11 protein-coding genes are annotated in these 12,427 nt (G+C 66.7%); 8 read left to right on the top strand and 3 right to left on the bottom strand.

The genetic code is table 11. The features are described 5' to 3' along the window. Nucleotides 1–11: 11 nt before the first annotated feature. Entirely contained in the window at nucleotides 12–638 is a 627-nt protein-coding gene (locus E3O48_RS05605; protein WP_134537710.1) for a TetR/AcrR family transcriptional regulator, read from the bottom strand. A gap of 175 nt (nucleotides 639–813) precedes the next feature. Between E3O48_RS05605 and E3O48_RS05600 the strand changes: the two genes are divergently transcribed. From E3O48_RS05600 to E3O48_RS05565, 8 genes are all read left to right on the top strand, one after another. Beyond that, nucleotides 814–2,469 (top strand): ABC transporter substrate-binding protein, encoded by a 1,656-nt coding sequence (locus E3O48_RS05600; RefSeq protein WP_134537632.1) that lies wholly within the window; start codon nucleotides 814–816, stop codon nucleotides 2,467–2,469. 71 nt (nucleotides 2,470–2,540) lie between these two features. Further along, nucleotides 2,541–3,365, top strand: a complete 825-nt coding sequence (locus tag E3O48_RS05595) for an ABC transporter ATP-binding protein (protein WP_134537631.1) — start codon at nucleotides 2,541–2,543, stop codon at nucleotides 3,363–3,365. Continuing rightward, the gene (locus tag E3O48_RS05590; protein WP_134537630.1) at nucleotides 3,362–4,174 is read left to right on the top strand and encodes an ABC transporter ATP-binding protein; all 813 of its coding nucleotides are present in this window, start codon (nucleotides 3,362–3,364) and stop codon (nucleotides 4,172–4,174) included. Before E3O48_RS05595 ends, E3O48_RS05590 begins: the two co-directional genes overlap by 4 nt. Further along, complete coding sequence (locus E3O48_RS05585; RefSeq protein WP_134510914.1) at nucleotides 4,171–5,166, top strand: ABC transporter permease; 996 nt, start codon at nucleotides 4,171–4,173, stop codon at nucleotides 5,164–5,166. The genes E3O48_RS05590 and E3O48_RS05585 overlap by 4 nt, the downstream gene beginning before the upstream one ends. Before the next feature lies 1 nt (nucleotide 5,167). Beyond that, nucleotides 5,168–6,226: an ABC transporter permease gene (locus E3O48_RS05580; protein WP_134537628.1), complete on the top strand. Its 1,059-nt coding sequence runs from the start codon at nucleotides 5,168–5,170 to the stop codon at nucleotides 6,224–6,226. Next, nucleotides 6,223–8,490, top strand: coding sequence for a glycoside hydrolase family 3 N-terminal domain-containing protein (locus tag E3O48_RS05575; protein WP_134537627.1), 2,268 nt, complete (start codon nucleotides 6,223–6,225; stop codon nucleotides 8,488–8,490). Before E3O48_RS05580 ends, E3O48_RS05575 begins: the two co-directional genes overlap by 4 nt. A gap of 73 nt (nucleotides 8,491–8,563) precedes the next feature. Then, entirely contained in the window at nucleotides 8,564–9,391 is an 828-nt protein-coding gene (locus E3O48_RS05570; RefSeq protein ID WP_134537626.1) for a sugar phosphate isomerase/epimerase, read from the top strand. Beyond that, nucleotides 9,388–10,494 carry a Gfo/Idh/MocA family protein gene (locus tag E3O48_RS05565; protein WP_134537625.1) on the top strand — a complete coding sequence of 369 codons (1,107 nt, stop codon included), beginning with the start codon at nucleotides 9,388–9,390 and terminating at the stop codon, nucleotides 10,492–10,494. The genes E3O48_RS05570 and E3O48_RS05565 overlap by 4 nt, the downstream gene beginning before the upstream one ends. 59 nt (nucleotides 10,495–10,553) lie before the next feature. On the opposite strand, the gene cls is transcribed toward E3O48_RS05565, so the two are convergent. Both cls and E3O48_RS17575 read right to left on the bottom strand, forming a co-directional pair. Further along, complete coding sequence (cls, locus tag E3O48_RS05560) at nucleotides 10,554–12,017, bottom strand: cardiolipin synthase (protein ID WP_134537624.1); 1,464 nt, start codon at nucleotides 12,015–12,017, stop codon at nucleotides 10,554–10,556. Between the two features lie 6 nt (nucleotides 12,018–12,023). Beyond that, nucleotides 12,024–12,200 (bottom strand): hypothetical protein, encoded by a 177-nt coding sequence (locus tag E3O48_RS17575; protein ID WP_166788623.1) that lies wholly within the window; start codon nucleotides 12,198–12,200, stop codon nucleotides 12,024–12,026. Between the last annotated feature and the right edge of the window lie 227 nt (nucleotides 12,201–12,427).

Below are 12,427 nucleotides of genomic sequence, written 5' to 3'. Positions count from 1 at the left end.
GAGTGCTCGCGTCACCCTCGAATATATTGGGACAGCTCCGGTCCCGGATGAAGCACCCCGTTGACGATCGCTCGGATGGCGAACTCACTGGTCTCCGCGAGCTCGATGTCCTGCGGGTGCAGGAGCCATTGCAGCTGCAACCCGTCCATCACGGCGAGGATGCTGGCCGACGCGGCGCCGATCGTCGCAGGCTCGGCGATTCCCTCTTGCTCGCACAGTACGCGGAATGCATCCGCGACCAGGCCTCGCAGTGTCGAGTACCGATCCTCGAAGAACGGGCGTGCCGGGTGATCGTCCGTGACGGACTCGGCCGAGAGAACGGTGTAGACCTGCACGACGCCGGCGCGCCGCGAGTTCACGAGGGCGGTTCGCACCAGGTGCAGGAACAGCTCCGGTCCGTTCGGGATGTGGTGCTCGTCGAGATCCGCGACGTCCGTCTCATCGCGGTAGGTGAGCATCTCGAGCAGCAGGTTCTGCTTCGACCCGAAGTGATGGAGCACTCCGGCGTGGGTGATGTCGACCTGTTCGGCGATCTCGGCAAGGGTTCCGTTGGCGTAGCCCTTGTTCCCGAAGATGTCGATGGCCGCATCGAGGATCTCCCGGCGCTTGCGCTGTGTCGCCGGCCTGGTGCGGGGCATGTTGCTCTTGGCTTCGTGCGGCACGGTGCTCCCTTCAGCGACGACGATCAGGTCCAACATCCAACGCTTGCCATATTAGTGACTTGTTGGTAGCGTCGGCCTCAACTTACTGACCAGTAAGTAAGTTGATGGGGAAAGGGCACCACGGTGGTGCTGCATCACAGAAGGAGTAGCAATGAGGCTCAGATCAACCTTCATCGGCGTCGGACTGGTGGCGGCTCTCGCCCTCACCGGCTGCGCCGGGGGCGCCGCACCCGGCTCGCAGCCGGAGGCCGGAGCCGCACTCACCATCGCGAAGCCCGACGGCGTGATTGCCACGGAGTCGAACAACCCCTGGGTCGGCGATTCGTCCGCGAACAAGTTCGGCTACAAGAACGTCATCTTCGAACCCCTCGCGATGGTGAACGCGGTCGGCAAGAACGAGACCACCCCCTGGTTGGCCGAGAAGGTCGACTGGAATGCCGACTACACCCAGCTCACCGTCACCCCACGCTCCGGCGTGACCTGGAACGACGGTGAGAAATTCACCGCCGACGACGTCGTCTTCTCCTTCGACATCATCCGCAATACTCCCGCGTTCGACACGGGCAACCTGCAACTGACCGACATCGTGAAGGACGGCGAGACCGTTGTCCTCACCTTCGCCGAGTCGAAGTTCGTCAAGCAGGCGCAGGTTCTGCACATCCCGATGGTTCCGAAGCACATCTGGGCCGATGTGGCTGACCCGACCACGGACACCAACCCCAAGCCCGTCGGCACCGGCCCGTACACGCTGGACAGCTTCAGCAGCCAGTCGGTCACGATGCGGGCCCGCGACGATTACTGGGGCGGCGACCTCGCCGTGCCGACCCTGTACTACGTCTCGTACAACGACAACACCGCGCTGACCACGGCCCTCGCCAGCGGCGATGCCGACTGGGCGCAGGCGTTCATCCCCAATGTGAAGAGCGCATTCGTCGACAAGGACCCCGACCACAACGTCTTCTGGGCGGCGAATGTGATGGCGCCCGACGTATTGTTCCTCAACCACCAGAAGAAGCCCTTCAACAACCTGGCATTCCGTCAGGCGGTCAACATGGTCATCGACCGCGCGGCGCACACCGAGATCGCCCGCGAGAAGGCCGGCCCCCAACTGAAGTCGGTGACCGGTCTGCCGACCCCCGTCGGCGAGCAGTACATCGCGACCCAGTACCAGGGCAAGGAACTCTCGATGGACGTCAAGGGTGCTCGGGCGCTCCTCACCGACGCCGGATACACCTGGGCCAAGAAGGCCCTGATCGACCCCGACGGCGAGCCTGTTTCGTTCACCGTCGAGGTTCCGCAGGGCTGGAACGACTACGTCACCGGCATCAGCCTCATCGCCGACCAGGTCACGAAGACCCTCGGCGCCGACGCGAAGGTGAACACGCCTGACGCCGACACCTGGTGGGCCAACAAGCGCTCCGGCAACTTCGACGCCATCATGCACTGGACCGACAGCGGCACCACACCGTACGACCTCTACTCCGACACGATGGACGGACGCTGGCTCCTGACGGGCGACGAGGTGGACTACAACTTCGGTCGCTACGACAACGCGCGTGCCACCGAACTGCTGGACACGTACGCGACCTCGGCGACCGATGAGGAGCGCACGGCAGCGCTGGGAGAGATCCAGAGCGTCTTCGTCGATGACGTGCCGGTCATCCCGGTCGGCACCCACCCGGTGCTGGGCGAGTACAACACCCGCAACTACGTGGGCTGGCCGAACGAGAAGGACCAGTACGCGACGGCCGACCCCCTGCAGGTCACCGTCCCGCTGATCCTCACGAAACTCAAGCCGGTCGAGTAACTCGAATCAGGGAGGGGCGGATGCCGCAGCATCCGCCCCTTCATCGCCGACCTTCACGAAAGCGACGAACCATGCCTGATCCTCTCCTCACTGTGCACGACTTCTCGATCGTGTATGACGTCGATCCGCCCGTCGAAGCGGTGAAACATGTCACCCTCGAACTGCAGCGCGGCGAGATCCTCGGGCTCGCCGGCGAAAGCGGGTGCGGCAAGACCACGCTCGCCTATGGCCTGCAGCGCCTGCTGCGTGCACCCGCGGTGATCGAAAGCGGGAGCGTGACCTTCCACGACGCATCCGGTGTCGACATCGACGTCAACGCGCTCGACGTCGAAGAGATGCGACGCTTCCGGTGGGACAAGATCTCGATGGTGTTCCAGGGGGCGATGAACGCGCTCAATCCCGTCACCACGATCGGCGCACAACTGGGCGACGTGTTCCGCGTGCACCGTCCCGACCTGAGCAGGCGCGAGCGCCGCGCCGCGTGCGAGGAGTTGCTGGAGCTCGTCGCCGTCGGACGCGAGCGCATCCGCTCCTTTCCGCACGAGCTCTCCGGTGGCATGCGCCAGCGCGTGATGATCGCCATGGCGCTCGCTCTGCGCCCCCAGCTGATGGTGATGGACGAGCCGACCACGGCACTGGATGTGCTCGTGCAGCGCGAGATCCTGAGTCAGATCTCGATGCTGCGCCACGAATTCGGCTTCTCGGTGATCTTCATCACCCATGACCTCCCCCTGCTGCTGGAGATCAGCGACCGGATCGCCGTGATGCGGGGCGGCGAAATCATCGAACTCGCACCCGCGCGCGAGCTCTGGGAGCACCCGCAGCACGAGTACACCAAGACGCTGCTGGCGTCCTTTCCCCGCCTGACCGGCGAGAGGGGAGTGCTGGTCCGATGACCACGCTCGAATTTGTGAACGTCTCCAAACGCTACCGGGTGCGCGGGGCATCGACAATGCTCGCCCTCGACGACGTCAGCTTCACCCTGCACGATCGGGAGACCATCGCCCTGGTCGGCCAGTCCGGCAGCGGCAAGTCGACCATCGCGAAAATCCTCACCCAGCTGGAGACCCCCACCAGTGGGGAGGTGCTGCTGGACGGCAAGCCGATCCCGCGCCACGGCCGAGGCCTTCGCAGCTACCGCCAGACGTTGCGGATGATCTTTCAGGATCCGTTCGCCTCGCTCAACCCCTACCACTCGATCCGATACCACATCGAGCGTCCGCTGCGGCTGGACAACGTCGTCCCCAAGGCTGAGACCGAGACAGTGGTCAGGCGCCTCCTGGAACGGGTGCGCCTGGACGCGGATGCGGTCATCGACCGCCGCCCGCACGAACTCTCGGGCGGACAGCGCCAACGCGTCGCGATCGCCCGGGCGCTCGCGTCGCGACCCTCGCTGCTCGTCGCCGATGAGCCGGTGTCGATGCTGGACGTGTCGATCCGCCTCGGTGTGCTGAACCTGCTCGCCGATCTGCAGAGGGAGGAGGGGCTGGGTGTGCTCTACATCACCCACGACCTCGCCACAGCGCGTCACTTCAGCGACCAGATCATGGTGCTGCACCAGGGCCGCGTGGTCGAACACGGACCCGCCGACGACGTCATCCTGAACCCTCAGCACGAGTACACCCGGGAGCTCCGGTCGGCTTCGCCCGACCCGGAGAAGCACTTCGCCAGGGCATCGACTCGCCCCCGGGGCGGTGTCGCGTGAAGATCCCGGTCCGCTTCATCGCCAGCCGTTCCGCGTTCTACCTGTTCACGGCGTGGGCGGCGATCACCATCAACTTCTTCCTGCCGCGCATGATGGCGGGCGACCCCGTCACCGCCTACATGCAGCGCAATGCCGGGCAGATCAGCCCGGAGGCCGAGCGGTCCCTGCGCATCCTCTTCGGCCTCGACCAGAACAGCTCCGTCTGGGAGCAGTACACGGGCTACTGGCAGCTCCTGTTCAGCGGCGACCTCGGACGCTCCTTTTCCAACGGCCTCGCGCCCGTCGGTGACATCATCTCCTCGGCTCTGCCGTGGACGCTCGGCCTCGTCGGGATCGCCACGATCGTGTCGTTCGTTCTCGGCACCGCAACCGGCGCCCTCATCGGCTGGCGGCGCGGCAGCAGAGCGGATGTGATCGTCCCGATCTCGACCTTCTTCAGCACGGTGCCGTACTTCTGGCTCGGACTGATCGCGATCGCGGTCTTCTCGTCGACCCTGGGCTGGTTCCCCGCCTCGCACGCCTACGACAAGGGGTCGTCGCCGGTTTTCACGGCCGACTTCATCGGGCAGGTGATCGCTCACGGCGCACTGCCGGCGATCACGATCGTCATCGCGTCGCTGGGCGGATGGATCCTCGGCATGCGCAACATGATGCTCACTGTGCTCGACGAGGACTACATCACTGTGGCACAGGCCAAGGGCCTGCCGAACCGTCGCGTGCTCTGGCACTATGCCGCCCGCAACGCGATGCTGCCGCAGCTGTCCAGTTTCGCGCTGTCCATCGGATTCATCGTCGGCGGCACGATCGTGATGGAGATGGTGTTCTCCTATCCCGGCATCGGCAAGCTGTTGCTGGACGCGACCAATGCGAAGGACTACCCGCTCATGCAGGGCGTGTTCCTCATCATCACGATGGCGGTGTTGTGCGCGAACGTCCTCGCGGACGTCGCCTATGCGATCCTCGATCCCCGCACACGTCAGACGGAGGCCTGAGATGACAACCGCAGAAAACCTGGCCGGACCGGCAAGCGTCGGCAGCCCGGAACCGGAGACAGGGCGTTCACCGGCAGCGACCACTCCGCCCAGGGAGAAGACGTTCTGGTCGCAGCTGGCGTCGGCGTTCGCGATGTTCCGCAACCCGAAGTCACTGACCGGACTCGTCATCCTGGGCGCCTTCGTCGCGGTCGCTCTGCTCGGCGATTTCCTCGCCCCGTACGGCGCGCTCGAGAAGGACTTCACGGCTCTCCGTCAGGCGCCGTCCTGGACCCACCTGCTCGGCACGACGCACATGGGGGAAGACATCCTCAGCCAGATCATCTACGGCACCCGCGGTGTGCTCATCGTCGGATTCCTGGCCGGGATCATCGGCACCGCGATCGCCGTGGTCATGGGTGTCGTCGCGGGGTACACCCGAGGCTGGCGGAGCGAGTCGCTTTCCGCGGTGACGAATGTGTTCCTCGTCATCCCCGGGCTGCCGCTGATCATCATCGTCGCGTCCCAGTTCGAGAACCCGCCGCTCATCCTCATCGCCGCCGTGCTGGCCGCAACCGGCTGGGCATGGGGCGCACGCGTGCTCCGTGCGCAGACGATGTCGCTGCGAAACCGCGATTTCATTCAGGCCGCCCGCGCGAACGGCGAGCCTCTGCACCGCATCATCCTCGTGGAGATGCTGCCGAACCTGATGGCGATCATCGCCTCCAGCTTCGTCGGCACCGTCACCGCAGCGGTGCTGGGCCTCACCACCCTCGCTTTCATCGGCGTGATCCCCATCACCAACCTGAACTGGGGCACGATCCTGTTCTGGGCCCAGCAGAACGGCGCCTTCCCGGACTTCTGGTGGTGGTACGTCCCGGCAGGACTCTGCATCGCCATCCTCGGCGTCGCGCTGTCGCTGATCAACTTCGGCATCGACGAGTACGTCAACCCGCGCCTGCGTTCGGCCGGGGAGCGAGCCAGGGCGATGAAGAAGAAGGGCCTCGACGTCAACGCCACGATGACCGTCGTCCGCACCGTCGAGACCCCGGCGCGGCGTCAGGCAGGGAACACGAAATGACGATCTCCAGGTCTTCCACCGACTCCCTCCCGTACCAGGACCCCGCGCTCCCCATTCCCGAACGCGTCGCCGACCTCCTCGCACGGATGTCGGTGGAGGAGAAGGTCGGGCAGATGCTCCAACTCGATGCGCAGGAGGACCTCGACGACCAGGTGCTGCGGAAACATGCCGGATCGATCCTGCACACCTCACCGGAGTCGATCCTGCGTGCCAATGAACTCTCCGCCCACACCCGGCTGCGCATTCCGCTGATTGTCGCTGAGGATTGCATCCACGGCCACTCGTTCTGGGAGGGCGCGACGATCTACCCGACGCAGCTGGCGATGGCGGCATCCTGGGACGCAGACCTGCTCGAGCGGGTCGCCCGGGCGACGGCGGTCGAGGTGGCGGCCACGGGTGTGCACTGGACCTTCTCCCCCGTGCTGTGCATCGCTCGCGACCTGCGCTGGGGGCGGGTGGGCGAAACGTTCGGCGAGGATCCCTTCCTCATCGGCGAGCTCGCGGCGGCGATGGTGCGGGGCTATCAGGGAAACGGCCTGGCCGATCCGACGGCGATCCTCGCGACCGCCAAGCACTTCGCCGGCTACTCGGAGACGCAGGGCGGGCGTGACTCGAGCGAGTCGGACCTCTCCCGTCGCAAGCTCCGCTCCTGGTTCTTGCCGCCGTTCGAGCGGGTGGCCCGCGCGGGCTGCCGTTCCTTCATGCTCGGCTACCAGAGCATGGACGGCGTGCCGATCACGATCAATGAGTGGCTGCTCAGCGACGTCTTGCGTGGCGAGTGGGGGTACACCGGCACCCTGGTCACCGACTGGGACAACGTCGGCCGGATGGTCTGGGAGCAGAAGGTGCAACCCGACTATGCGCACGCGGCCGCCGCCGCCGTGCAGGCCGGCAACGACATGATCATGACGACCCCGGGGTTCTTCGAGGGTGCGCTGGCCGCCGTCGACCAGGGACTTCTCGACGCGAGCGCGTTCGACCCGGCTGTGGCCCGCATCCTCACGCTGAAGTTCGAGCTCGGGCTCTTCGAGAACCCGCGGCTTCCCCGTGCGGACCTGGCCGGAATCGTGGGCAATGCTGCGCACGCGGAGCTGAACCTGGAGGTGGCCCGCCGATCGATCGTGCTGCTCGAGAACGACGGAGTGTTGCCGCTGTCCGCTGCGCGCTCGACGCGGGTCGCCGTGGTGGGACCACTGGCTGACGACGCTCAGACGCAACTGGGCGACTGGGCCGGTGGATCGGGCCAGGTCGGCTGGCTCGCCGGGCAGCCGCGGGAGATGATCACGACCGTGCTCGACGGCATCCGGCGGATCGCGCCGGCTGACTGGGTCGTGACCCATGCGCGCGGCGCCGACATCCTCACCCTGGAGCCGGATCCCGCCGGCCCGACCTTCCCGGATGGTCAGCCCCGCCCGTCGCACGTCGTGCCGTGCGAGCCCGATCAGACGCTCATCATCGAGGCCGTCGCCGCGGCGGACCAGGCGGATGTCGTGATCGCCGTCGTCGGCGACAGGATCGAACTCGTCGGCGAGGGTCGGTCCACGGCGACGCTCGAGCTCATCGGCGGGCAGAACGCCCTTCTGGACGCGCTGATCTCGACCGGGAAGCCGGTGGTCGTCGTGCTGCTCGCGTCAAAACCGCTCGTGCTGCCGGCATCCGTCCAGCGAGCCGCAGCCGTGGTCTGGACGGCGAGTCCGGGAATGCAGGGTGGGCGTGCTCTCGCCGAGATCCTCGTCGGCGAGGTGGAGCCGTCCGGGCGCCTGCCGATCTCGTTCGCGCGGCACGCCGGGCAGCAGCCGACGTACTACAACCAGATCCGCGGCCAGCACGGCGACCGCTACGCGGACCTCACCCAGTCGCCTGCCTGGGCCTTCGGTGAGGGGCGCAGTTACACCACCGTCCAGTACGAGGATCTCGTGCTGGAGGAGACGGCGCTCACGGCATCGGACACGATCGTCGCGCAGATAACGGTGCGAAACACCGGTGCGCGGCCGGCGCTGGAAACGGTGCAGGCATACGTTCGGGATGCGGTCACCTCGGTGAGCTGGACCGACAAGGAGCTCAAGACCTACCGTCAGGTCGGGCTGGCACCCGGTGAGTCCGCGCGCGTGCGGCTGGAACTTCCCGTCGCCGAGTGCAGCATCGTGGATGCCGCAGGTCGACGAGTCGTGGAACCGGGGCAGTTCGAGCTCCTGGTCGGTCCGTCGTCACGGGATTCCACGCTGCTCGGGGCGGCGTTCACCGTAACGACCCCGCGCCCGTAGGGCGTGAGACCTCGTCAACGGATGTGCGAATCCGCCGCAACACCAACACCAACACCATCACCAGGAGTAGCAAATGACGACCTCACCCTCCATCCAGCTCTACACGGTGCGGGATGCGATTTCCGCCGATCTCGACGGCGCCGTCGCGCGACTCGCCGAGATCGGCTTCACGAAGGTCGAACCGTACGCCTTCGTTGAGCGAGCGGACGAGTACGAGCGGGCCTTCGCCGCTGCGGGCGTCTCCGCTCCGTCCGGTCACGCCTCCGTCATCGACTCGGACGACCCGGCACGGACCTTCGACGCGGCTGCCCAGCTCGGCATCGGCACCGTGATCGACCCGTTCATTCCGAGCGCCCGCTGGCAGACGGCCGACGACGCCTCCCGCCTTGCCGGCCGGGTGAACGAACTGCAGGTCCAGGCGGCTGCTGCCGGCCTGCGGTTCGGCTACCACAACCACAACTGGGAGTTCTCGAACCGGGTCACCGGCCGGTCGATCTTCGAGTTGTTCCTCGAGCGCCTCGCCCCCGACGTCACCCTGGAGATCGACACATTCTGGTCGACGGTCGGCGGCGCGGACACCCCAGCGCTGCTTCGGTCGCTCGGTGAGCGCGTGCAGTTCCTGCACATCAAGGACGGCCGCGTCGCCGGAGACATCGCCACCTCGTTGCCGAGCAGCGAAAGCGCCCTGGAGGTGCCCGACGCCCTCGCGAAGGCCTTCAGGGACCAGGTTCCCGCGGGCAGCGGGGACGTCGACATCCCCGCTATCCTCGCGGCGGCGCCGCACGCGCTACGGGTGGTGGAGTTCGATGGATACAGCGGTGACATCTTCGAGGGCGTCGCGGCGTCCTTCGCCTGGCTCGCCCGGAACGACACCGCCGGCGACGCGGCGGTTGCCCAGTGAGCGGCACCGGTCCGGTCGGCGTCGGCGTCATCGGTGCCGGGGTGATCAGTGGTACCTACTTGGAGAACATGACGGCGTTCCCGGACCTGTCGGTCCTGTTCGTCGCCGACATCGACCTAAGCCGTGCTCGTGCGCAGGCCGAGGCCTTCGGGATACCCGGGCACGGCTCCGTCGACGAGCTCCTTGCGATCGACGATATCGAGATCGTCGTGAACCTCACCATCCCGGCCGTCCACACGGAGGTCGGCGAGCTCATCATCGCGGCCGGCAAGCACGTCTGGAGTGAGAAGCCGCTCGCCCTCGACCAGCAGGCGGGGGCGGCCCTGCTCGCCGCAGCCGACGCGGCGGGCCTGCGAGTCGCCTGCGCGCCGGACACTGTGCTCGGGGCGGGCATCCAGACAGCCATGCGGGCAATCGCTCGCGGTGACATCGGCGACCCGCTGACGGCGACGACGATGTTCCATGTCCCCGGCCCGGAGGCCTGGCACCCGAATCCGGAGTTTCTCTTCGCCCACGGCGCCGGCCCGCTGTTCGATATGGGTCCGTACTACGTCGCGACGCTGATACACGCATTCGGTGCCGCCAGCCGGGTGAGCGCCGTCTCCTCGAAGTCGTTCCCCGTGCGCACCATCGGCAGCGGCCCGCGTGCCGGTCTCGAGTTCCCCGTCGAGGTGCCCACGCACTACGCCGCTCTCGTCGAGTTCGCCGGCGGGCAGTCGGCACAGTCGACGTTCAGCTTTCAGAACGCCCTGCCGCGGATGGGTTTCATGGAGATCAGCGGCACGGCCGGCACGATCGTCCTGCCTGATCCGAACACGTTCGAGGGCGACTCCACACTGTGGCGTTTCGGCCACACGGAGCCGATGACCCTCACCGCGACAGGTTCCACCTACGGACGCGGTTCGGGCGTGCTCGACCTCGCCCGAGCGATTCGCGGCGGCGAGCGCGAGCGCGCGAGCGGTGCCGTCGCGGCCCATGTGCTCGACGTGTTGCTCGCAATCTCGGTCGCGGCGGAGTCCGGCCTGCCGGTCGACGTGACGTCGCGCGTCGCCCAGCCCACACCGCTGGATGCCACCTGGAATCCCGCCTCCCGGACCTGCTGACCAGGTCGGCGGCGCCCCAGTGCAGGGCGACGATCGTGCGGACTCGGCGCCCCTCGCCGCTACTGCACGGCGCTGGTGAGCCGGGCGAGGTTGTCGAGCACGGTGGAGCGCAGCGGCTGCTGCATCCACTCGTCGAGCGTGAGCCGGCGGCTGTCGGCCCGGTAGCCGTCCTCGACCGCCCGGAGCTCGCGCACGAAGGAGCGGCCGCGCACCATCAGCGACACCTCGAAGTTGAGGCTGAACGAGCGCATATCCATGTTGCTCGACCCGATCACGGCGACCTCGTCGTCGATGGTGAAGTGCTTGGCGTGCAGCACGTACGGCGCCTTGTACAGGTAGATGATCACGCCGGCCCGCAACAACTCCTCGTAGTAGGAGCGCTGCGCGTGGTAGACCAGCGCCTGGTCGCCGACCTCGGAGACGAACAGTTCCACGTGCAGCCCGCGCTGGGTGGCCGTGGTGATCGCGTACATGATCGACTCGTCCGGCACGAAGTACGGGCTGGTGATGATGATGCGTTCCTGGGCGTAGTAGAGCAGCGCGAGGAACAGGCGCAGGTTGTTCTCGCCTTCGAACCCGGGACCGCTGGGCACGACCTGGCAGTCCAGCGAGTGCGGCACGACCTCGGCATCCGCCGGTTCGATGTCACGGGTGAGCAGGTCGTCGGTCTCGCCGTACCAGTCGGTGATGAAGATCGCGTTGAGCCCGGACACGATCGGCCCCTCGAGCCGGGTCATCAGGTCTTTCCATTTGAGTCCGCGACGGATGTTGCCAGGCATGTTGTAGCTGCGGTCGATGATGTTCTGCGAGCCCATGTAGCCGACCTCGCCGTCGACGATGACGAGCTTGCGGTGGTTGCGCAGGTCGGGGCGCTGCCACTTGCCCTTGAGCGGCTGGAGCGGCAGCAGCAGCTCCCACTTCACGCCGGACGCCGTGAGCCGGCGCAGGGTCTTGCGGTAGCCGGGCTTGCGCATCGACTGGATGTGGTCCATCAGCACCCGCACGGTCACTCCGCGTTTGACGGCGTTCTCCAGGGCGTCGAAGAACGAGGCCGTGGTCTTGTCGAGGGAGAGGATGTAGAACTCGACGTGCACATACTTGCGGGCCTTGTCGATGTCGGCGACCATCTCGGCGAGGGTGCCCTCGTAGTCGCCGAGCAGCCGGGCCTGGTTGCCGCCGACCAGCGGCATCGACCCGAGGTTGCGGTTGAGTTCGACGACGGAATCCAACCACGGCGGCCAGACGTGGTCCCGGCGCACCTGTTCCATCCCCTCGGTGCTATCGAGGATGAACTGGTTGATCTCCTCCTGCTTCTCCAGCCGTTTCTTCGGCAGGGTGCGGTAGCCGATCATCAGGAAGAGCAGGGCGCCGAGGTAGGGGATGAAGAAGATGGTCAGCAGCCAGGCCATGCCGGAGGTGGGTCGGCGGTTGCGCGGCACGACGATGACGGCGACCACGCGGATGGTGAAGTCAACGGCGAGGGCGACCACCAGGATGAAGGTCGAGATGTCGATGCCGAACATGCCGGGTCAGGTGACCGGCTTGTCGAGCCCGAGTTTGGCGCGTTCTTCCGCCTCGATGCGGGCGTAGACCTTCCGCTCGGTGCGGTCGGCCCGGAGGATGGACCGCATCACCAGCCAGAAGATCAGCCCGACCAGCACGGTGGGCACGAGCGACCAGAATGCGCTAACCCAGAAGTTGTCCATATCCTTCTCTACGATACGGGATAACCGGCGCCGGGAACGGACCGGTTCCCGGATGCTTGCCCAGGCACGGGCGACCGGCCCGCCCGGGCCGCCCGGCCCGCCTGGCCCGCCTGGCCCGCCGCCGAATCCGCTAGACGATATGAGGGTGTCCGGCTCTTGAGGCTGGGGCCTCCGTTCAGATATACGTGGGTTACCGACCTTGGAGGGTTGGCCTATCCACAGCTGAA

Origin of the sequence: Cryobacterium sp. HLT2-28 (assembly GCF_004402495.1) — a bacterium.
In the GTDB taxonomy this organism is placed as follows: Bacteria; Actinomycetota; Actinomycetes; order Actinomycetales; family Microbacteriaceae; genus Cryobacterium; species Cryobacterium mannosilyticum.
This window is presented reverse-complemented; position numbering and strand designations above follow the sequence as displayed.

What these genes read in the sequence shown, in the direction of transcription:
- E3O48_RS05605 (WP_134537710.1), bottom strand. Translation starts at nt 638, where the DNA reads ATGCCCCGCACCAGGCCGGCGACACAGCGCAAGCGCCGGGAGATCCTC.
- E3O48_RS05600 (WP_134537632.1), top strand. Translation starts at nt 814, where the DNA reads ATGAGGCTCAGATCAACCTTCATCGGCGTCGGACTGGTGGCGGCTCTC.
- E3O48_RS05595 (WP_134537631.1), top strand. Translation starts at nt 2,541, where the DNA reads ATGCCTGATCCTCTCCTCACTGTGCACGACTTCTCGATCGTGTATGAC.
- E3O48_RS05590 (WP_134537630.1), top strand. Translation starts at nt 3,362, where the DNA reads ATGACCACGCTCGAATTTGTGAACGTCTCCAAACGCTACCGGGTGCGC.
- E3O48_RS05580 (WP_134537628.1), top strand. Translation starts at nt 5,168, where the DNA reads ATGACAACCGCAGAAAACCTGGCCGGACCGGCAAGCGTCGGCAGCCCG.
- E3O48_RS05575 (WP_134537627.1), top strand. Translation starts at nt 6,223, where the DNA reads ATGACGATCTCCAGGTCTTCCACCGACTCCCTCCCGTACCAGGACCCC.
- E3O48_RS05570 (WP_134537626.1), top strand. Translation starts at nt 8,564, where the DNA reads ATGACGACCTCACCCTCCATCCAGCTCTACACGGTGCGGGATGCGATT.
- cls (WP_134537624.1), bottom strand. Translation starts at nt 12,017, where the DNA reads ATGTTCGGCATCGACATCTCGACCTTCATCCTGGTGGTCGCCCTCGCC.
- E3O48_RS17575 (WP_166788623.1), bottom strand. Translation starts at nt 12,200, where the DNA reads ATGGACAACTTCTGGGTTAGCGCATTCTGGTCGCTCGTGCCCACCGTG.